Origin of the sequence: Nonomuraea sp. NPDC049421, from assembly GCF_040677005.1 — a bacterium.
GTDB classification, from domain to species: domain Bacteria; phylum Actinomycetota; class Actinomycetes; order Streptosporangiales; family Streptosporangiaceae; genus Nonomuraea; species Nonomuraea salmonea.
Genome location: NZ_JBFAQA010000008.1, coordinates 34195 through 53872 on the forward strand (window position 1 = coordinate 34195; position 19678 = coordinate 53872).

12 protein-coding genes are annotated in these 19678 nt (G+C 73.2%); 10 read left to right on the forward strand and 2 right to left on the reverse strand.

The annotated features are described in order from the left end of the window. The first annotated feature begins 82 nt into the window (after positions 1–82). Positions 83–3013, forward strand: coding sequence for a DUF6493 family protein (locus AB0K18_RS15680; protein WP_364914694.1), 2931 nt, complete (start codon positions 83–85; stop codon positions 3011–3013). A gap of 115 nt (positions 3014–3128) precedes the next feature. On the opposite strand, the gene AB0K18_RS15685 is transcribed toward AB0K18_RS15680, so the two are convergent. After that, a complete protein-coding gene (locus tag AB0K18_RS15685; RefSeq protein ID WP_355421693.1) occupies positions 3129–4238 on the reverse strand; it encodes a DUF5925 domain-containing protein in 1110 nt (369 codons plus the stop codon). A gap of 213 nt (positions 4239–4451) precedes the next feature. Between AB0K18_RS15685 and AB0K18_RS15690 the strand changes: the two genes are divergently transcribed. From AB0K18_RS15690 to scpA, 5 genes are all read left to right on the forward strand, one after another. Further along, positions 4452–6326 carry a potassium transporter TrkA gene (locus AB0K18_RS15690; RefSeq protein WP_364914695.1) on the forward strand — a complete coding sequence of 625 codons (1875 nt, stop codon included), beginning with the start codon at positions 4452–4454 and terminating at the stop codon, positions 6324–6326. 32 nt (positions 6327–6358) lie between these two features. Next, positions 6359–7297 (forward strand): S-methyl-5-thioribose-1-phosphate isomerase, encoded by a 939-nt coding sequence (gene mtnA / locus AB0K18_RS15695; RefSeq protein WP_364914696.1) that lies wholly within the window; start codon positions 6359–6361, stop codon positions 7295–7297. Between the two features lie 80 nt (positions 7298–7377). Further along, positions 7378–8148 (forward strand): N-acetylmuramoyl-L-alanine amidase, encoded by a 771-nt coding sequence (locus AB0K18_RS15700; RefSeq protein ID WP_364914697.1) that lies wholly within the window; start codon positions 7378–7380, stop codon positions 8146–8148. Positions 8149–8193: 45 nt separating this feature from the next. Then, entirely contained in the window at positions 8194–9933 is a 1740-nt protein-coding gene (locus tag AB0K18_RS15705) for a methylmalonyl-CoA mutase family protein (RefSeq protein ID WP_364914698.1), read from the forward strand. Beyond that, positions 9930–12077, forward strand: a complete 2148-nt coding sequence (gene scpA, locus AB0K18_RS15710) for a methylmalonyl-CoA mutase (protein WP_364914699.1) — start codon at positions 9930–9932, stop codon at positions 12075–12077. Before AB0K18_RS15705 ends, scpA begins: the two co-directional genes overlap by 4 nt. 156 nt (positions 12078–12233) lie before the next feature. Here scpA and AB0K18_RS15715 read toward each other — a convergent pair whose 3' ends face one another. Next, the gene (locus AB0K18_RS15715; RefSeq protein ID WP_364914700.1) at positions 12234–14447 is read right to left on the reverse strand and encodes a serine/threonine-protein kinase; all 2214 of its coding nucleotides are present in this window, start codon (positions 14445–14447) and stop codon (positions 12234–12236) included. A 111-nt stretch (positions 14448–14558) separates the two neighbouring features. Between AB0K18_RS15715 and meaB the strand changes: the two genes are divergently transcribed. From meaB to AB0K18_RS15735, 4 genes are all read left to right on the forward strand, one after another. After that, entirely contained in the window at positions 14559–15518 is a 960-nt protein-coding gene (gene meaB / locus AB0K18_RS15720; protein ID WP_364914701.1) for a methylmalonyl Co-A mutase-associated GTPase MeaB, read from the forward strand. Positions 15519–15664: 146 nt separating this feature from the next. Then, positions 15665–17881 carry a CehA/McbA family metallohydrolase gene (locus tag AB0K18_RS15725; RefSeq protein WP_364914702.1) on the forward strand — a complete coding sequence of 739 codons (2217 nt, stop codon included), beginning with the start codon at positions 15665–15667 and terminating at the stop codon, positions 17879–17881. Between the two features lie 74 nt (positions 17882–17955). Then, positions 17956–18576, forward strand: a complete 621-nt coding sequence (locus AB0K18_RS15730; protein WP_364914703.1) for a TetR/AcrR family transcriptional regulator — start codon at positions 17956–17958, stop codon at positions 18574–18576. Next, positions 18573–19664, forward strand: a complete 1092-nt coding sequence (locus tag AB0K18_RS15735; RefSeq protein WP_364914704.1) for an acyltransferase family protein — start codon at positions 18573–18575, stop codon at positions 19662–19664. Before AB0K18_RS15730 ends, AB0K18_RS15735 begins: the two co-directional genes overlap by 4 nt. The last annotated feature ends 14 nt before the right edge of the window (positions 19665–19678 follow it).

The following is a 19678-nucleotide window of genomic DNA, read 5'->3' on the forward strand; positions in this document are numbered from 1 at the left end:
GCCCGCCGGCCCGCATGCCCGGCCGCACGCCCTCCGGTGACACGGCCTTACCCGGCGCCCGGGCCGCGGGGGAGGCGGCGCCGTGAACGTCGGCGAGGAGCCGCTCGCCACGTCCTGGGACGCGGTGGCGGCCGCCGTCGCCACCGCCGACCCCGAGACGGCCGCCGACCTCCTCCACCGCCTCGACCCACGCGCCCCGTGGCGGCCCGGCCCACGAGGCGGGCACAGCCCTTACACCCCCTCCGAGCCCGCGCCGCGAGCCTCCTGGGGGCCAGGCCGCCACGCTCCTTCCGGGCGTGGCCCATATGACGGCCCATATGACGGCCCATATGACGGCCCATATGACGGCGCCTACGACGGCGCACAGGTCCCCTGGGATCGCGGCTCGCACGTCGCGCACCAGGCCGCCGTCACGAGCCGTTCTCAAAGGTACGGGCGCTTCGCCGGAGAAGTCCGGAGTCGTGGCCGGGCGGAGGAGCCGGGTGACGCCGTGCTGCTCTGGTTGCTCGGGCCTGGGCTGGCCGGGCGGACGGCGGAGTGGCGGGCCGAGTTCGCCACCCTGGCCGCGCTCAAGCTCGCTCCAGGGCCGCGCCGGCGCGGCGGTCCTGGGCAGGGGGTCCGTACGGTGCTGGCCCTGCTGCGCCACACCGGAGTGACCCCGCCCGAGCACGACCCGCTGGTCGTCGCGTGGGCCGCCTGCACGCCCGACGCCGCGGGGCTGCGCGCCGACCCGCTGCTCGACCACCTCGTGCCCCGGATGTTCGACGCCGAGGGGGTCGGGGCGCTGCTGCGCGACGAACGCGCCGACCCGCTCAGGCCCCGGTCGTGGCTGGCCGCGCTGCACCAGCTGGCGGGCGACAGGCGGATCGGGCGCGACCTGCTGCTCGACGGGTGCCTGCGACGGTTCCTGCGTGGCGGGCAGCCCGCCGACCTGCGCTTTTTCGTACGTCTCCATGAGCTGCTCCAGCCCACGGACGACGAGGTGAGCCGGCGTCGCCGCTCCTACCTGGGGTTGCTGCCCGCCGCGCCCGGCGCGGTCGCCGAGACGGTGCTCAGGCACGTACGGCGGCTCGACGACCTGGAGGCCGGCGACGTGACCGACGCGGTTCGGGCCTTGCTGCTCCGGCCAGAACGCAAGCTGCAGACGGCCGGCGTCACCTGGCTCGACGAGGTCGCCGCCGGTGACCCCGCCGCCGGGCTCGACGCGCTGGCGCCCGCGCTCGGCTGCGCGTTCGGCTCGGAGTCCACCGACGTGCAGGGGCGGGCCGTGCGGGTGGCGGTCAAGCACGCCAAGCGATTCACCGCCGAGGGGGCTCGGGCGATCAGGGAGGCGATGGGGGTCCTGCCGCACGAGCTGGCCGAGACGCTGGCGGCCGTCTTCGGCGCTGACGGCGCGGACGGGGCGGAGGGGCCCGGGGATCTCGACGGCTTCACCCCGGTGTCCTTGCCCGCACCCCTCGCGGCAGGCGCGTTCCCCTCGCCGGTGCGGGCGGCGTACGAGCTTGCTCCGTGCCCGCCGGACGACTGGCAGGCTGCGGAACGCTGGCTCGCGGGCGTCGTCCACCTGTATGGACACGCCCGCGACGCCCTCACCACGCGCCTCGCGGGACACCGGCCCCTGCCCCAGGGCCCCTGGCTGGACATCGGCCACTGGGCTCAGGCGATCGCCCGCCTCGTGACCGGGACCGTCGTCACGTCGCCCGCGGACGAGCGGCTGCCGGGGCCGGGGGACGTGCCAGGGCCGCACCTGTTCCTGCTGCGACGCTGGGCCGAGGTCCACGACGCGCTCGCCGCGGGCACGCTGCCGCCCTACCTGCTCGCCGAACCCACCGAGGGCTCCGGAGTGCTGGACCCGGAGGTGCTGGTGGAGCGCCTGACCGGCTACGAACGGGCGGGCGCCGAGGCCCTGCCCGCCGATCTGCAGCAGGCCCTGTTACGGCTGCCCCGCGACGTCCCGCGGCACGCGGCGGACCAGGCGGCCCGGCTCACCTCGGAGGCGGGCCGCATCGCCGCCTGCTGGATGAACGGCGAGCGGCCGGAACCGATCGCCGAGCTGATCTGGTCGTGCCGGGTGCTCAGCGGCCAGGACGCCGCCACACCAGCGCCTGGCGCGAACGTCCTCCCGCCCGCCCCGCCGGGGCCCGGCGTGCACGTCCTCCCGCCTGGCAGCTCGGGAGGCGGGGATGCGGGTCACTCCGACGGTGGCGTCTTCCCAGCCGGCGATGGTGGTGAGCGAAGCGGTGAGGTGGCTGCCGGCGAGTCCGGCCCTTGGCAGGAGGGCTGGGCGTGTTGTGCGGCTGACACCGGGCCGGTGCTGGGGCGGGTGCACGAGTTGAGCGCGCGGCTGCGGCCGGACGGGCCCACCGGGCTGGAGCTCGTGGACGGGCTGCTCAGCGGGTCCGTGGCGCATCGGCTGCGTGATCACGGCGGGTATCTGGGGTGGTGGCCCCATCTGATGCCGTCCGACCGTGAGGCGGTGGCGGCCCACTGCGTGCCGCATCTCATGGAGCGGTGGCGGCGGGTGCGCATGGAGACGGCGCAGGCGCAGGCCCTGGCGGCGGCGGGTGGGCCGCCCGGGGAGGCGCTCGCGCTCGTGGTGGCGTACCTGGTCGCGGATCGGGCACGCGGGGCGGCGGAGGAGCGGGCGCGGCCGGTCGTGGAGCTGGCCGCGCGCGGCGAGCTGGACGCCGAGCGCGTGGGACGGCGGCTCGCGCTGCTGATCCAGCGTACGGAGCTCAAGCCCGGCCCGGCGTTCGAGACCTTGGAGGCGGCGGCCGCGCTCGGCGCGCAGCGGGAGGTGTGGCGGATCGTGACCGCGTTCCTGCCGGGCTTCCTGCCCGCGCCGGGCGAGCGGTCGCACACCCGGCACACGCAGGGCCTCGTGTTCGCGTTACGCGCGGCCCGATGGGCGGGCGCGCGCGGCGCGGTGCCGTGCGTGGCCGAGATCGCCCAGCGCAAGGCGTCGAACAACTTCGTCCGCGAGGCCCGCCGCCTGCACACCTACCTCACCTGAAAAGGCGATCCGGGGCGCGCCGGGAAACGCGCCTCCGGACAGGGGTTCCCTGCGTCCAGGGGAAGGACCGTGCGGCGATCCGGGGGCGTCTCTCGAGGCGCCCCCGGGACCGGCGTCAGAGGTAGAGGCCGGTCGACTCGTCGCCCGGGGTCGGGGTGATCTCGCGGCCTGAGCGGAGGGCGTAGAGCTGGGCCAGGGTGGCGCCGGACGGGCCGACGCCCTCCGGTGTGCCCAGCCACGCCACCGCCTCCTCCTTGCTCAGCGGCCCCACCTCGAGCTGCGCCAGGCAGCGGCCGGGGCGAACGACGGCGGGGTGGAGGCGGGTGAGGTCTTCGTTGGTGGTGATGGCGACGAGCACGTCGCGGCCCTGCCCGAGCAGCCCGTCGGTGAGGTTGAGCAGCCGGGACAGCCCCTGTCCCGCCTGGGCCTTGGCGCCGGAGCTGATCAGTTCGTCGCAGTCCTCCAGCACGAGCAGCCGCCAGCGCTGGGACTCCTCGTCGGTGTCGTAGCCGACGGCGACCTCCATGAGGTAGCCGGGCTCGTTGAACAGCCGCTCGGGGTCGAGCACGCAGTCGACCTGGCACCAGTCGCGCCACTGCTTGGCGAGCGTGCGCAGCAGCGTGGTCTTGCCGGTGCCGGGCTGGCCGTGCAGCAGGATGAGGCGGCCGTTGACGTCTTCCGGGGTGACCGCCATGAGCCGGTCGAGCGCCGGGCGGACCTTCGCCGAGTAGTTGGTGCTGATCTCGTCCCAGGGCTGCGCGGTGATCGGCTTCTCCGAGCGGGTGCCGCCGTGCATGCCGCGCCACCAGAAGCCCATCTCCACGTGGTCGACGTCGGGGACGGCCTCTTCCGCGCCTTCGATGCTCTCCGCGAGCACGCTCTTGGCCAGGTCTTCGTCGACCGCGGTGACGCTGACCGTCGCCGTGCGGTTGCGGTGGCGTACGACGCGCAGGGTCCAGCCGTCACCGCAGATCAGCCGCGACTCGGAGCCGTCCTCGACCCGGGCGGTGCGCAGCACCCGGCCGCCGGCGGGGGCGAGCGGGGCGTCAGGGCGTACGCGCTCCAGGTTGGCAAGGCGGGACCACGGCTGCACGCCCGTCGCGAACGGCGACAGTGCCAGAGCGTCGATCACGTCGATGGCGGAGTCGGCGTCGTCGATCCAGATGTTCATCGGGAGCTCAGAGGAGTCCGGGCTGGGGAACGGCACCTCCCTAATCACAGACATACCGTTGATGATCTCCGTCTCAGGGGCCGGATGTCGAAGAGTTTTCTGGCTGGGGACAGTGGTTCTCCTTGAGAGTACCCGGCCGGGTGGTGACGAGGGGGCCGGGCGCGCCAGCCCCGATGGCGACGGGGAAACTGTGACCGCTTCGCCATGCGAGAGGGGTGTATGCCCGGTACCTTGTGACGTCGGGTAAATCAGTCCTTAAGCGGAGGTATGGGGGAAGTGTCGAAAGTCACGTTCCGCGAACGGGCTCGGTACTGGTTCGACAACACCATGTCGAAGGGGACGGCGTCGCTCATCGGGTGGCTGGCGATCGTGTCGGCCGCGCTGATGGTGGTCGTGACGGGACTGACGCTGTGGCTGGCGCCCAACGAGCCCGACGGCGTCGACCACGCCGGCGAGCTGTTGTGGATCTCCCTCATGCACGCGCTGAGCCCGGGCAAGGTCGCCAGCGACGAGGGGTCCATCACGTACGTCGCGATCATGTTCGCGATGTCGCTCGGCGGGTTGTTCATCGTCAGCATGCTGGTCGGTCTGCTGTCCAACGGCCTCAAGCAGAAGGTGGACCGGCTGCGCAGGGGGCGCTCGCGGATCGTGGAGCGCGGGCACACGGTCATCCTCGGCTGGTCGGACCAGGTGTTCACGATCATCTCCGAGCTGGTCAAGGCGCAGGCCAGCCAGAAGCACTCCGTCATCGCGATCCTGGCGGAACGTGACAAACTCGAGATGGAGGAGGACATCCGCGAGCGGCTGGGCGACCTCGGCGGCACCCGCGTGGTGTGCCGTACGGGACGGCCGACCGAGCCGCGCGACCTCGCGCTGATGAACCTCTCGACCGCCCGCTCCGTCGCCGTGCTGTCGCCCGCCCGCGACGACCCCGACGCCCACGTCATCAAGATCCTGCTCGCGCTGGCCAAGCGCGAGGGCGTGCGCCCGCCGGTGGTGGCCGCCCTCACCTCCAGCCGCAACATCGCCGCCGCCCGCCTGGCCGGCGGCGAGGACGTGCACCTGGTCGACTCCGACGACACCGCCTCGCGGCTGATCGTGCAGTCCTCCCGCCAGTCCGGCATGTCCGTGGTCTGCATGGACCTGCTGAACTTCGACGGCGGCGAGATATACCTGCGCACCCCGAAGAAGCTGCTCGGCGTCACGTACGGGGACGCGCTGCACGCGTACGAGACCGCGTCCGTGATCGGCCTGCGCCGCCCGTCGGGCATCGTGCTGAACCCGCCGCTCGACACCGTCATCGACGACGGCGACCAGGTCATCATCATCGCCGACGACGACTCGCACGTCCGCCTCGCGGCCGGCAGGCCCGCGCTGGAGGAGGCGGCGATCGTCACGGCGGAGAAGGCGCCCACCCAGCCGGAGCGCACGCTGCTGCTCAACTGGAACGGCCGCGCCGAGCAGATCATCCGCTACCTAGACGGCTACGTCGCCCCCGGCTCGGTGCTGGAGGTCGCCACCGACCACCCCTCGGCCGGGTCGAACCTCACCGGCCTGCGCAACCTCACCGTCAACGTCAAGGACTGCGACACCACCGACAGGTTCGCCCTGGAGTCGCTCGGCGTCGGCCTGTTCCAGCACGTCATCGTGCTGTCCGACGACCGCTTCGACTCGCACCACGCCGACACCCGCACGCTCATGACGCTGCTGCAGCTGCGCGACATGCAGAAGACGCTGGGCGAGCACTACTCGATCGTCAGCGAGATGCACGACGAGAACAACCGCGCGCTCGCCGAGGTCACCGAGGCCGACGACATCGTGATCAGCGACACCGTCATCGGCCTGCTGCTGGCCCAGCTCGCCGAGAACCGGCACCTCGCGGACGTCTTCGGCTACCTCTTCGACTCGCGCGGCTCGGAGATCTACCCCCGCCCGGCCTCCGACTACGTGAAGACGGGCGTGGAGGTGTCGTTCTCCACCGTCGTGGAGTCGGCACGGCTCAGGGGGGAGACCGCCATCGGCTACCGCGACAACCTGGGCAGGAACGACCCTCCGCACTACGGCATCGTCCTGAACCCCGACAAGACGCGGCCGATCGTGCTCGGCGAGAGCGACTCGGTCATCGTCCTCGCCGAACGCTGATGGCCGGTGGGAGATTGGGTTAGCGTTCTGTCGTGAGGACCATCGACTGGGTCGACGACGCCGTCGAGATCATCGACCAGACCCTGCTGCCCGACAAGTACGTGATGCTGCGCATCCACACGGTGGCCGAGCTCATCGACGCCATCAGGCGGCTGGCGGTGCGCGGCGCGCCCGCGCTCGGCGTGGCGGGGGCGCTCGGCGTCGTGCTGGCCGACGGCGACCCCGACCAGATCGCCGCGCTGCGCGCCGCCCGGCCGACCGCCGTCAACCTCGCCTGGGGCGTCGACCAGGCCGCCGCCCACCTCGACGAGGGCCGCGAGGCGGTGCTGGCCGCCGCCCTGCGCGTACGCGACGACGACCTCGCCGCGAGCCGGGCCATGGGCGAGCGCGGCGCCGCCCTGCTCGAAGGCGACCGGCTGCGCATCATGACCGTGTGCAACACCGGCGGGCTGGCCGCCGTCGAGCGCGGCACCGCGCTCAGCGTCGTCCAGACGCTGCACGAGCGCGGCCGGCTGGCCGAGGTGCTGGTGCTGGAGACCAGGCCGCTGCTGCAGGGCGCCAGGCTCACGACCTGGGAGCTCGGCAGGATGGGCGCGCCGCACCGGCTCATCGCCGACTCCGCGGGCCCCTACCTGCTGGCGCGGGCCGACGTCGACGCCGTGCTCATCGGCGCCGACCGCATCGCCGCCAACGGCGACACGGCCAACAAGATCGGCTCGTACGCGCTCGCGCTCGGGGCGGAACGCGCCGGGGTGCCGTTCATCGTGGTCGCGCCCGAGTCCACGATCGACGAGGACACCCCGTCGGGCGACAAGATCGAGATCGAGGACCGCGGCGCCGACGAGATCGTCTCCGTACGCGGCGTGCGCATCGCCCCCGAGGGCACGCAGGCGCTCAACCCGGCCTTCGACGTGACACCCCACGACCTCATCACCGCCATCGTGACCGACCGGCGGGTGATCAGGCCGTAACCGAAATCGCCGATCCTGGGACCGTTCCGCGTCCTCCGGGTTACGCTCAGTCGTCACGACAGCGATTCTCGGAGCTCACAGTGGCCATCGACCTGGTGTTACGGCGCGACTGGAACGCCCGCGCCCCGCGCGGCGACTACACACAGCTCGACTCCACCAAAGGAGTCAAGGTTCACTACACCGGCGGCAGGGTCGATGAGGCGATCGTCGGCGACCACGGGCGCTGTGCGGCGCTGGTGCGCTCGATCCAGGCCCACCACATGGACGGCAACGGCTGGATCGACATCGGCTACAGCTACGTCGCCTGCCCCCACCGCAAGGTGTTCGAGGGCAGGGGCCTGCACCACCTGCCCGCCGCCAACGGCGCGGGGCTGAACGCCGGCCACTACGCCGTGCTCGGCCTGGTCGGCAACTCGGGCCTGGTCAGACCGCCCGACGGCATCCTGCACGCCATCGTCGACGCCATCGAGTTCGTCAGGAAGAACGGCAGCGCGGGCAAGGAGATCAAGGGCCACCGCGACGGCTACGCCACCGACTGCCCCGGCGAGCCCCTCTACGCCTGGGTCAGACGCGGCGCGCCGCGCCCGGCAGGTGGCGGCGACGACGGCGGCGGAGGCGGGCCTACCGCACCGCCGTTCCCCGGCCGGCTGCTCAGCTACCCGCCCGTCACGCGCGGCCAGGACGTCCGCACCTGGCAGACGCAGATGCGGCGGCGCGGCTGGGAGCTCGCGGTGGACGGCGCGTACGGGCCGGAGTCGCGCGAGACGTGCCGGCGCTTCCAGCGTCAGCGGAACGTCAGCGACGACGGCATCGTGGGCCCGATCACCTGGCGCCTGACTTGGGAGGCTTAGACCCGGGGTTACTGGGTTCGGGTGGTTCCGCCTACTATCCGAACCATGGAACTGGCAGCGGGGTTTGCGCCCACCTCACGGGACGACTGGCGGGCGCTGGCGGCGGAGGTGCTGCGCAAGTCGGGAGCCGAGACGTCCGCGCCTGAGGAGGCGCTGTCCAGGACGACGTACGACGGGCTCACGATCGCCCCGCTCTACGACGCCGACGACCTGCCCGGCGACCCGGGCTCCCCGGGCGCCGCCCCCTATGTGCGCGGCGCGCGGGTCACCGGCGGCTGGGACGTACGCCAGCGGCACGCCGTCGCCGACCCCGAGGCCGTGCTCGCCGACCTGGAGAACGGCGTCACCTCGCTCTGGCTGGTCGTCGGCGAGGGCGCCATCCCCGTGAGCGCGCTCGGCAGGGTGCTGGAGAACGTCTACCTCGACCTCGCGCCCGTCGTCCTGGAAGCGGGGGAGCAGACCCCCGAGGCCGCCGAGGCCCTGCTCGCGCTGGCCGTGGAACGCGGCGTCGAGCCGTCGGGCAACCTCGGCGCGTCGGCGGCGTACGGCACCGGCGGAGCCGAGCTGGCGCTGCGCTGCGCCGAGCGGCATCCGGGGCTGCGGGCCGTCACCGTGGACGCCACGCCGTACCACGACGCGGGCGGCAGCGACGCCGAGGAGCTGGCCTGCTCGATCGCGGCCGGCGTCGCCGAGCTGCGCGCGCTCACCGAGGCCGGGCTGAGCGCCGGGCAGGCGCTCGGGCAGCTCGAGTTCCGGTACGCCGCCACCGCCGACCAGTTCGCCACCATCGCCAAGCTGCGCGCCGCGCGCCGCCTGTGGGCCAGGGTCGCCGAGGTCTGCGGCGCCCCGGACGCGGGCGGGCAGCGGCAGCACGCCGTCACCGGCTCCGCGATGATGACCGCCCGCGACCCCTGGGTCAACATGCTGCGCACCACCCTGGCCTGCTTCGGCGCCGGGGTCGGCGGGGCGGCGGCGGTCACCGTGCAGCCGTTCGACGCCTGCCTGGGGCTGCCCGACGACTTCTCCCGCCGCATCGCCCGCAACACCCAGTCGCTGCTGCTGGAGGAGTCGGGCCTGGGGCGCGTCATCGACCCGGCGGGCGGCTCCTGGTACGTCGAGCGCCGCACCGCCGACCTCGCCTCCGCCGCGTGGGCCTTCTTCCAGGAGATCGAGGCGGCCGGCGGCATCCTGGCCGCGGGGCCGCTGATCGCCGCCCGCATCGCCTCCACCCGCGCGCGCCGCGACGACGACATCGCGCACCGCCGCTTTCCCATCACCGGGGTGAGCGAGTTCCCCGACCCCGCCGACAAACCGCTGCGGCGCGCGCCCGACAGGACGGACGAGCGGGCGGAGCCGCCCAGGATCCGGTACGCCGAGCCGTACGAGCGGCTGCGCGACCTGGCCGACGCGCAGCCCGAGCGGCCCAAGGTGTTCCTGGCCACGATCGGCCCCCTCGCCGCCCACAGCGCGCGGGCCACGTTCGCCGCGAACCTCTTCCAGTCCGGCGGGCTGGCGGTCGAGACGGCCGGGCCGGGCACAGACCCTCAGCGGATCGCCGCCGCGTTCGCGGCCAGCGGCACCACCGTGGCCTGCCTGTGCTCCACCGACCAGCTCTACGAGCAGCACGCCGCCTCCGTCGCCGCCGCCCTGCGCGAGGCAGGCGCGAAGAAGGTGTGGCTGGCGGGGAAGGGACGTCATGAGGGGATCGACGCGAATCTCTACGCCGGGTGCGACGTGCCCGCCGTGCTCCGCGAGACGTTCGACGACCTGGAGGTGACCCGATGATCCCGGACTTCTCCGGCATCCCGCTCGCACCCCTGCCCGCGGACGGGCCGGCGGGCCCGGAGCCGGAGGGGGAGGTGTGGGAGACGCCCGAGGGCATCGCGGTCAAGCTCCTCTACACCGCCGCCGACCTGGACGGGCTGGACTTCCTGCGGACATATCCCGGCGCGCCGCCCTACCTGCGCGGCCCTTACCCCACCATGTACGTCAACCAGCCCTGGACGATCCGCCAGTACGCCGGCTTCTCCACCGCCGAGGACTCCAACGCCTTCTACCGGCGCAACCTGGCGGCCGGGCAGAAGGGCCTGTCGGTGGCGTTCGACCTGGCCACGCACCGGGGCTACGACTCCGACCACCCGCGCGTCGCGGGCGACGTCGGCATGGCGGGGGTGGCGATCGACTCCATCTACGACATGCGGCAGCTGTTCGAGGGCATCCCGCTCGACCGCATGTCCGTGTCCATGACGATGAACGGCGCGGTGCTGCCCGTCCTGGCCCTCTACATCGTGGCGGCGGAGGAGCAGGGCGTCGCGCCCGAGCAGCTCGCGGGAACCATTCAGAACGACATTCTCAAGGAGTTCATGGTCCGCAACACCTACATTTATCCGCCGACTCCGTCGATGCGCATTATTTCGGATATTTTTGCTTATACGAGTGAGAAGATGCCGAAATTCAACTCCATCAGCATTTCCGGCTATCACATCCAGGAGGCCGGAGCCACGCTGGATCTGGAGCTGGCGTACACGCTCGCCGACGGCGTCGAATATCTGCGCGCCGGCACCGCCACAGGGCTCGGCATCGACCGGTTCGCGCCCCGGCTGTCGTTCTTCTGGTGCATCGGCATGAACTTCTTCATGGAGGTCGCCAAGCTGCGCGCCGCCCGGCTGCTGTGGGCCAAGCTGGTGTCCGGGTTCGGCGCGAAGAACCCCAAGTCGCTGAGCCTCCGTACGCACAGCCAGACCTCCGGCTGGTCGCTGACCGCGCAGGACGTCTTCAACAACGTCGCCCGCACCTGCGTCGAGGCCATGGCCGCCACCCAGGGCCACACCCAGTCGCTGCACACCAACGCGCTCGACGAGGCGCTCGCCCTGCCCAGCGACTTCTCCGCGCGCATCGCCCGCAACACCCAACTGCTGCTGCAGCAGGAGTCCGGCACCACGCACGTCATCGACCCCTGGGGCGGCTCCTACTACGTCGAACGCCTCACCCACGACCTCGCCGCCCGCGCCTGGGACCACATCCAGGAGGTCGAGGCGGCCGGCGGCATGGCCAAGGCCATCGAGGCGGGGCTGCCCAAGCTGCGCATCGAGGAGGCCGCCGCGCGGACGCAGGCCCGCATCGACTCCGGCAGGCAGCCGGTGATCGGGGTCAACAAGTACCGGGCCGAGGGTGACCGCGACATCGAGGTGCTCAAGGTCGACAACAGCGCCGTACGGGGCAGCCAGCTCGGCAAGCTGGCCCGGCTGCGGGCCGAGCGCGACCCCGACGCCGTACACCGCGCGCTCGACGCCCTCACCAAGGCCGCCTCGCATCCCGCGCCCGGCCTGGAGCACAATCTGCTCAAGCTGTCCGTGGACGCCGCCCGCGCCAAGGCCACCGTGGGGGAGATCTCCGAGGCCCTGGAGAAGGTCTTCGGCAGGCACGCCGAGCAGGTGCGTACGATCACTGGCGTGTACCGCGACGAGTCAGGCCAGGCCGCCAACATCGAGCGGGCCCGGCGGGCCTGCGACGCCTTCGCCGAGACAGAGGGGCGCAGGCCGCGCATCCTGGTGGCCAAGATGGGGCAGGACGGCCACGACCGCGGCCAGAAGGTGATCGCCACCGCCTTCGCCGACCTCGGGTTCGACGTCGACGTCGGCCCGCTGTTCCAGACGCCCGAGGAGGTCGCCCGCCAGGCCGTGGAGGCCGACGTGCACATCGTCGGCGTCTCGACGCTGGCCGGCGGGCACCTCACGCTGGTCCCCGCCCTGCGCGACGCCCTCGCCGCGCTCGACGCCGCCGGCATCATGATCGTCGTCGGCGGCGTCATCCCACCCGGCGACCAGGACGAACTCCGCGCGGCCGGCGCCGCCGCCATCTTCCCCCCGGGCACGGTGATCGCCGACGCCGCCCTCGACCTGCTCGAACAACTCAGCAAACACCACTAGGCCACGGCCGAACCCGAGCAACCCGACGGGTCCGCTCATCCTGCCCGTGTCGGGAGGCGCGCGGGGCCGGGTGGCGCGGAAGCTGCGGGCCCGGGTCCCGCAGGGGAGCTGCGGGACCCGGGCCGCTCGGGAGGTGTGTCGGGTCGGTCGGGAGGGTCAGTAGGTGCCCTGTTCGCACATGGGGACCGAGACCGTGCGTTCGACGGTGACCGGGGCCGTGATGCGCAGGGTGACGCGGTGGACGCCGCCGGTGCTGCGCAGGGTGCGGGGTGCGGCGAGGTAGCGTTCGCCGTTCGCCGAGATCACCGCCGAGGAGCGGGCGATCGACGTGCCGTCCACGAGCCAGGCGTAGGTGAAGGTGGTCGCGGTGCCGGTACGCCGCACCAGGGCCTGGAGCGTCACCTGGCCGCCCGACCAGCAGTCGCCGCTCCTGGTGCCGCCCGGGCGCACGTAGAGGAGGCGGAGCCGGTTCGCGCCCGAGGTGGTGCTGGTCGTGCGGTCGTCGGCCGGGACGGTGGTCGCGGTGCCGTCCGCCTGCGGGGTGGGGCGCTGGCTCCTGGCCTGGTCGGACGATGGGTCGGGCGACGGGTCGGCCGGTGCGGTGGCCGATGGCGTGGCCGCCGGTGTCGTGGGGGTGCCGCTGCTCGCGGGCACCTCTCCCGTCTTGGGGGTCGGCTCCGTCGGGGTGAGCCAGACGATCGCGCCGGCCAGCGCGCACACGGACACGCCGGAGACGCCCGCGACGGCCACGGTCTTGACCCGCCGCCGCCGCGACGGCTTGCCCGCCTTACCCGCGCCCTTCCCGCTCGCCTGCCCGCCGGCCGCGGCCCGCCCACCGCCCTCGGCACCGCCGATCCCGCCGTCGCCACCGCCGCTGCCGAATCCGCCGCCGCTGCCGAATCCGCCGTCGCCGCCGAATCCGCCGGCGACGGCACCGAACCCGTCCGCCGCAGCGCCGTGTCCGGCTTCCGCGGTGCCGCTCCCGCTCGCCGCAGCGCCGTGTCCGGCCTCCGCGGCGCCGAGCCCCGCCGCCCGGTCCTCGAACCCGGAGCGTGCGCCTGCGACGCCGGGCTCGAACCCGCTCGCCCCCGCTCCGGCGGGGCCGCCCGCCGAGGTGTGGCCGTCGGCCGTGCGCGAGGCGGGCGGTAGGTCGAACGCGACGGGGGCGCCCAGCGGCATGCCCGCTCCGCGCCGCTCCCGCTCACCGGAGGACGGCTCCACCGTGGACGACATGTCGAACAGGGCCTGCAACGACGCGGCCGTCTGCCCGTTCTGCCCGCTGATGTCGTGCCCGCCCGGCTCGGCCCGCTGGTGTTCGTCACGCCCGCGCAGGTCACCGCGCACGTCACCATGAGCGTCGTGCGGACGAGCCCGCCCGCGCAGGTCGTGCGGATGCGCGCCGCCGTGCGCGTCGCGGGGATGACCGCCGTCGTGGGGGTCGCCGGAGGTGGCGTCTTGGGTGGGGCCGAAGTCGCGGGTCGTCGCCTCGGCGGGGCGGCGGCGGGGCATCGGGGGCACGCCCTGCCTGTCCGGCGTGTCGTAGGCGTCGGGGGCCGCGTGCGGGGCCAGGGTGCGCCGCGAGGGCGCCGTCAGCTCCAGCAGCACGTCACGCATCGACGGCCGCGCCCCCGGGTCCTTGACCAGGCAGGCGGCGACGATCTCGCGCAGCGGCCGGCCCAGCTCGCCGAGCTGCGGCTCCTCCCGCAGGATGCGGTTGATCACGGCGGGCAGCGCGTCGTCGCCGAAGGGCGGCACGCCGGTGGCCGCGAACACCAGGACGGACGCCCACGAGAACACGTCGGCCGCCGCCCCCACGGGCCGCCCGGCGAGCTGCTCGGGCGCCATGTACGCGGGGGTCCCCACGATGTTGCTGGTGGCCTTCATGCCCGAGCCGAGCGCCGCGGCGATGCCGAAGTCCACGACCTTGGCCCCGTCTGGGCCGAGCAGCACGTTGGACGGCGTGAGGTCGCCGTGCACGACGCCGGCCTGGTGGATGGCGTCGAGCGCGGTCGCGGTGGCCACGGCGAGCCGCTGCAGCTCCGCGCCGCCGCGCCGGCCGGCCTGCTGCAGCGAGGGCCCGTCCACGTACTCGGCCACGATGTACGCCCTGCCGCTGGTCGAGGCGTCGAGCACCCGCGCGAGGCAGAACGGCTCGACCGTGCGCGCGGCGGCGATGGCCGCGGCCAGGCGGTCGTCCGCGCGGTCGTCCACGGTGAGCCCCTCGCGCAGCACCTTCACGGCGACCGGGGTTCCGTTGCGTGCCTGACCGAGGTAGACGACACCGTGGCCGCCCGCGCCGAGGCGCCCGACCAGCCGGTAGGGTCCCACCGCTGCCGGGTCGCCCTCGCGGAGGGGTTCGACATTGGGCATGAGGGGAGTGACTCCTGTGACGGCTGAGATCAGAACTCCAGCACCCTACTGGCAAAAGTCAAGATTTGTCAGAAGTTAAGCTGATCAACTGCGAAGAAAGGGGTAAGTGGGGTGCATTCGCTGGAGGACTACGCCCGCGGCGTACGGGCCGGTTCGCGCACCTGGATCGCCCGCGCGATCACCTTGGTGGAGTCGACCAGACCCGACCACAACGCGCTCGCGCAACGGCTGCTCGTCGAGCTGACCCCGCTCACCGGGCACGCCCGCAGGGTCGGCGTCTCCGGCGTGCCGGGGGTCGGCAAGTCCACGTTCATCGACGCCCTCGGCACCCGGCTGACCGGGCAGGGGCACAAGGTGGCCGTCCTGGCCGTGGACCCGTCCTCCACCAGGACGGGCGGCAGCATCCTCGGCGACAAGACCCGCATGTCCCGCCTGGCGGCCGACCCCGCCGCCTTCATCAGGCCCTCGCCCACCTCGGGCACGCTCGGGGGCGTCACGAAGGCCACCAGGGAGGCCATGGTCGTGGTGGAGGCGGCCGGCTTCGACGTCGTCGTGGTGGAGACCGTGGGGGTCGGGCAGTCGGAGACCGCGGTGGCCGACATGGTGGACACGTTCCTGCTGCTCACCCTGGCCCGCACCGGCGACCAGCTCCAGGGCATCAAGAAGGGCGTGCTGGAGCTCGCCGACGTCATCGCGGTCAACAAGGCCGACGGCGAGTACGAGCTGCCCGCGCGCAAGGCCGCCCGCGAGCTGGGGGGCGCGCTGCGCATGCTGCGCTCCGACGCGCCCCCGCCCCCGGTCCTGACCTGCAGCGCCCTGACCGGAGACGGGCTGGACGAGGTCTGGGCCAAGGTGCTCGCCCACCAGGAGGGCCTCGACCTCGCCGCCAAGCGCCGCCGCCAGCAGGTGGGCTGGACCTGGACCCTGGTCAGGGACCGGCTGCTGGCCGAGCTGCGCGCCGACCCCCGGGTGGCGGAGATCAGCGCGGCGGTCGAGCGCGAGGTGCTGGCGGGCGAGCTGACGCCCGCGCTGGCGGCGGAACGCATTCTGTCCGCATTCACCCGATCCTGAACCGGGGGGCGGAGCAGCATCGGAACCCCGCAGGTGGAGATACCTCTCCCGGGGATGAGGATTCCCCCTCCGCCCCGCTCCGGCCCGGCGAGACCGCCCTGTGATCCATGCCACGATGGCGCCCAACCGACGTGGGGGAGGCGCACATGGGTGCGGAATCGATGCTGCCCGGAAGGGTGACCGACGAGCTCGAGGAGTACGGCCGCCTCCTCGACCGACACGGCATCACCTGGGGAGAACCGGAGATCCATTACGTGAAGTTCTTCGCCCGGCGGAGGGTCCTGCCGCCCGCGCTCTTCGACCGCTTCTGGTCCCTGGTCCTCCAGGCCGTCGCGGCCGACCACCCGGACGAGCCGCACGACCGGCTCGCCGCCCGGCTCGCCGAGCCCGACTACGACCGCGTCCTGCGCGACACCCTCGACGGTGAGCTGCCCGGCCACCTCGTCGCCGTCCGCATCAAGCAGGGCGGCGCGGTGCTGGAGGGCGCGCCGCGTACGGTGCTGATCGGCACGCAGGAGTCGCTTGCGGGCGGAGGCAGGAACGGCCAGGTGCGCGGCCGGGTGCCGTTCGTGGTGGAGCCGGGGGAGGCGCAGGCGCCCGAGCACGGCGGGTCCGCCGCGCCCTGGCAGGAGGCGCGCACGGCGGGGCTGCCCGGCCGCGGCGCCGAGCGGATCTCGCTGCTGTTCGACTCCAAGCGCGAGGAGCCCTGCCAGGTCACCGTCGACGGCACCGGCCGGGTGCTGGCGCCGCACGGAGCCTGGCTGGTGGAGGTGGACGAGGACAGCACGATCCTGGTGGACGGCGAGCGCGTCAGGCTCGACACGCTCGTACGCCACGTGCCCGCGGCCAGGCTGCGGCTGTCGGCGGGCACGCCGTGCCGGTGGAGCGTCGTGGACCAGGACGGCAGTGGCTGGTTCCCCTCCGGCGTGCCGCACCGCTACGACTACCACGGCCGCCCCTACTTCCACGGCGACGACCTCGTCGTCGAGGTCCCCAGCCTGCCGCTGACCGTGCGGGCGGCCAGGGGCATGGAGTACGGCGAACGCGAGCTCGCCCTCACCCCCGACCCAGGGGCCGAGCGGCTCGTCGAGCTGACCCCGGACCGCCTGTACGACGCCGCCGCCCGCGGCTGGTACGGCGGTGACCTGCACGTCCACCTCAACTGGGCGGGCGACCTGGTGGCCGTGCCCGCCGACGCGGCCGCCGCCCAGCACGGCGAGGACCTCCACGTGCTCAACCTGCTGGCGGGCAACGTCTCGGGCCGCCGGGTCTACGACAGGGAGGCGCTCGAACACTGGACGGGCCGCGACCTGCCCTGGTCCGACGGCGCCCACGTGGCCAGGATGGGCGTCGAATACCGCAACGACCTGCTCGGCCACGTCTACGCCTTCGCGCCGCGCTCGGCCCCCGGCCGCTACCACACGGGCTTCGACGGCGACGCCGACTGGCCGCCGAACGCCGACGGGCTGCGCGAGCTGCGCGGACTCGGCGCCCTTGTCGGCTACAGCCACCCCTTCCGCACCCCGATCGGCGACGGCGACCCGCCCACGGGCGTGGTGTCGCCGGTGCCGCGCAACTGCGCCGCCCGCGAGCTGGTCGCCGACGCCGCGCTCGGGCTGGTGGACAGCCTCGACGTGCTCACCCACGCCTCCATCCCGGCCACGGCGGCGGTCTACCGGCGGCTGATCGGGGCGGGCAACCGGCTGGCCGTCACCGCGGGCACCGACGCGATGATCTCCTTCACCCGTTCCGACACCCAGTCGAACCCGCCCGGCTGGGCCCGCGTCTACGCGCAGGTCGAGGGGGAGCTGACGGCGCGCTCGTTCGCCGCCGCCGTACGCGCGGGCCGCACGTTCGCCACCACCGGCCCCTGGCTGGAGCTGAGCGTGAACGGCCACGGCCCCGGCCACGTCATCCACGCCACCGCGGGCGACCGCATCAGCGTCACGGCCGCCACCGTCGGGCCCGAGGCGGTGGCGATCCGCATCCGCACCGCCGACGGCCTGTGCGCGGGGGCCGAGCGCCTGGCCCCCGACGGCCGCGACTGCGGCGACGAGCTGCTGACCGTGACGGCCGAGCTGACGCTGGACGCGCCCACGTACGTGGTGGCCGAGGTCCTGTGCGCGCCGCATCCGCGCACGCTGACCGCCACCGGCTACGCGCTGACCAGCCCCGTCTACCTGGACGTGGACGGCCGGCCGGTGGCCAGGCGCGAGGACGTGCTGTGGTGCCTGGAGTGGCTCGATCTGCTGGAGCAGCTCATCCGCCAGCACGGGCGGCTGGCCAGCCCGTACCAGTTCGGCGACCACATGTCGCTGTTGCAGCAGGCCAGGGCGGTCTACACGAGCCGGCTCGAGTCCTAGTCATCCCGATGGACGACCCCCCGCGGACGCGGGGGGTCGTCGTGCTTTCTGGCCGCGTGTGTTAAATTTTGGCCATGCGGTCAGAAAATGAGCCGGGCGGCCAGAAGTCTCGCTCGTTCATCGAGGAGGCCAGGCGGGCGCAGATCGTGGCCTCGGCCATCGAGGTGATCGCCGAGGCCGGCTACGGCCAGGCGTCGCTCGCCCGGATCGCCAAGCACGCCGGCATCAGCAAGGGAGTGATCTCCTACCACTTCGCCGGCAAGGACGAGCTGATGGAAGAGGTGGTCGAGCGGACCTACGGACGCATCGCCGAGCACGTCGCGGCCAGGATGGAGGGCCGCACCACGGCGAGCGAGCTGCTCAGGACGTACGTGCTGGCCGTGGCCGAGCACATGCGCGGCCATCGCACCCAGCTCGCGGCCCTCGGGGAGATCTTCAACAACTTCAGGGGAGCCGACGGGCAGCCCCGCTACGGCGTGCACACCAGCGAGCCGATCTACCAGGCGTTCGAGTACTTCTACCGGATGGGCCAGGAGAGCGGCGAGTTCAGGAGCTTCGACACCCGGGTCATGGCCGTCACGCAGTCGGCCGCCATCGACAGCATGTTCGCCTACTGGGCCGCCCACCCCGGCCACGACCTCGACGCCCACGCCAACGAGCTCGCCGACCTTTTCGAAAGGGCCTGCCGCGCATGACGACAGAGACCGCCGCCCCCGCCACCAGGACCACCAGGCTGCACGCCGTCGACAACCTGCGCGTCGTGCTGACCGTGCTGGTGGTCGCCCACCACGTCGCCATCACGTACGGCAACATCCCCGTCTGGTTCTACCTGGAGCCGGCCCGCGACCCCTCAGGCGGCCTGCTGGACCTGCTGGTGGTCTTCAACCAGGCGTTCTTCATGGGCTTCTTCTTCCTCATCTCCGGCTTCTTCACGCCGGGCTCCCACGGGCGCAAGGGCGGGCGCGCGTTCGTGCGCGACCGGCTGATCAGGCTCGGTGTCCCGCTGCTCGCCTTCCTCGTGGTGCTGCGCCCGATGGTGAACTTCGGCGCGCTGGCGGACCTGCCCGGCATGCCCTACTGGCAGTTCTACCTGTTCTCCTGGGACCCGGGCCCGATGTGGTTCGCCGAGGTGCTGATCGTCTTCGCGCTGGTCTACGCCGCCTGGCGGGCCCGCAGGCCGGCGCCGGAGCGTGCGGACGTCCCGCTGCGCACCCGGCAGGTCGTGCTGTTCACGCTCGGGCTCGCGGCCGTGACGGCCCTGTGGCGGATCCCGGTGCCGACCGGCACGTACCTCCCCGTGATCGGGCTGCCGTCGGTCAGCTTCCTGCCGCAGTACGTCGCCATGTTCGCGGCCGGATGCGTGGCCTGGCGGCGCGGCTGGTTCGCCTCGCTGCCCGCGCGGGCCGGCCGGATCGGGCTGCTCACGGCCGCCGCTGCGAGCGCGACCGTGCTGCCCGCCTCGCTGGTGACCACCGGCCTCGTGTCCGGCACGCTGACCGCGCTGTGGGAGTCGGTCTTCGCCGTCAGCATGATCATCGGGCTGACCGTGCTGTTCAGGGAGCGGTTCGGCACCCAGGGGCCGCGCGGGCGCTTCCTCGCCCAGCACGCCTTCACCGTCTACATCCTGCACCCGCTCGTGCTGGTCGGACTCGGCCACGCGCTGAGCTGGATCCAGGCGATCGCGATCGTCAAGTTCGCGATCATGCTGGTGCTCGCGCTGCCGCTGTGCTGGGGGCTGGCCTATCTGGTGCGGTCGCTGCCGGGCGCCGAGCGGGTGCTCTGAGTCCCTTCCCGAGC

Excerpts from the sequence above, each read along its gene's own strand:
- AB0K18_RS15690 (WP_364914695.1), top strand. The coding sequence starts at position 4,452 with ATGGGGGAAGTGTCGAAAGTCACGTTCCGCGAACGGGCTCGGTACTGG.
- AB0K18_RS15715 (WP_364914700.1), bottom strand. The coding sequence starts at position 14,447 with ATGCCCAATGTCGAACCCCTCCGCGAGGGCGACCCGGCAGCGGTGGGA.
- AB0K18_RS15705 (WP_364914698.1), top strand. The coding sequence starts at position 8,194 with ATGGAACTGGCAGCGGGGTTTGCGCCCACCTCACGGGACGACTGGCGG.
- AB0K18_RS15725 (WP_364914702.1), top strand. The coding sequence starts at position 15,665 with ATGGGTGCGGAATCGATGCTGCCCGGAAGGGTGACCGACGAGCTCGAG.
- AB0K18_RS15735 (WP_364914704.1), top strand. The coding sequence starts at position 18,573 with ATGACGACAGAGACCGCCGCCCCCGCCACCAGGACCACCAGGCTGCAC.
- scpA (WP_364914699.1), top strand. The coding sequence starts at position 9,930 with ATGATCCCGGACTTCTCCGGCATCCCGCTCGCACCCCTGCCCGCGGAC.
- AB0K18_RS15685 (WP_355421693.1), bottom strand. The coding sequence starts at position 4,238 with ATGTCTGTGATTAGGGAGGTGCCGTTCCCCAGCCCGGACTCCTCTGAG.
- AB0K18_RS15730 (WP_364914703.1), top strand. The coding sequence starts at position 17,956 with ATGCGGTCAGAAAATGAGCCGGGCGGCCAGAAGTCTCGCTCGTTCATC.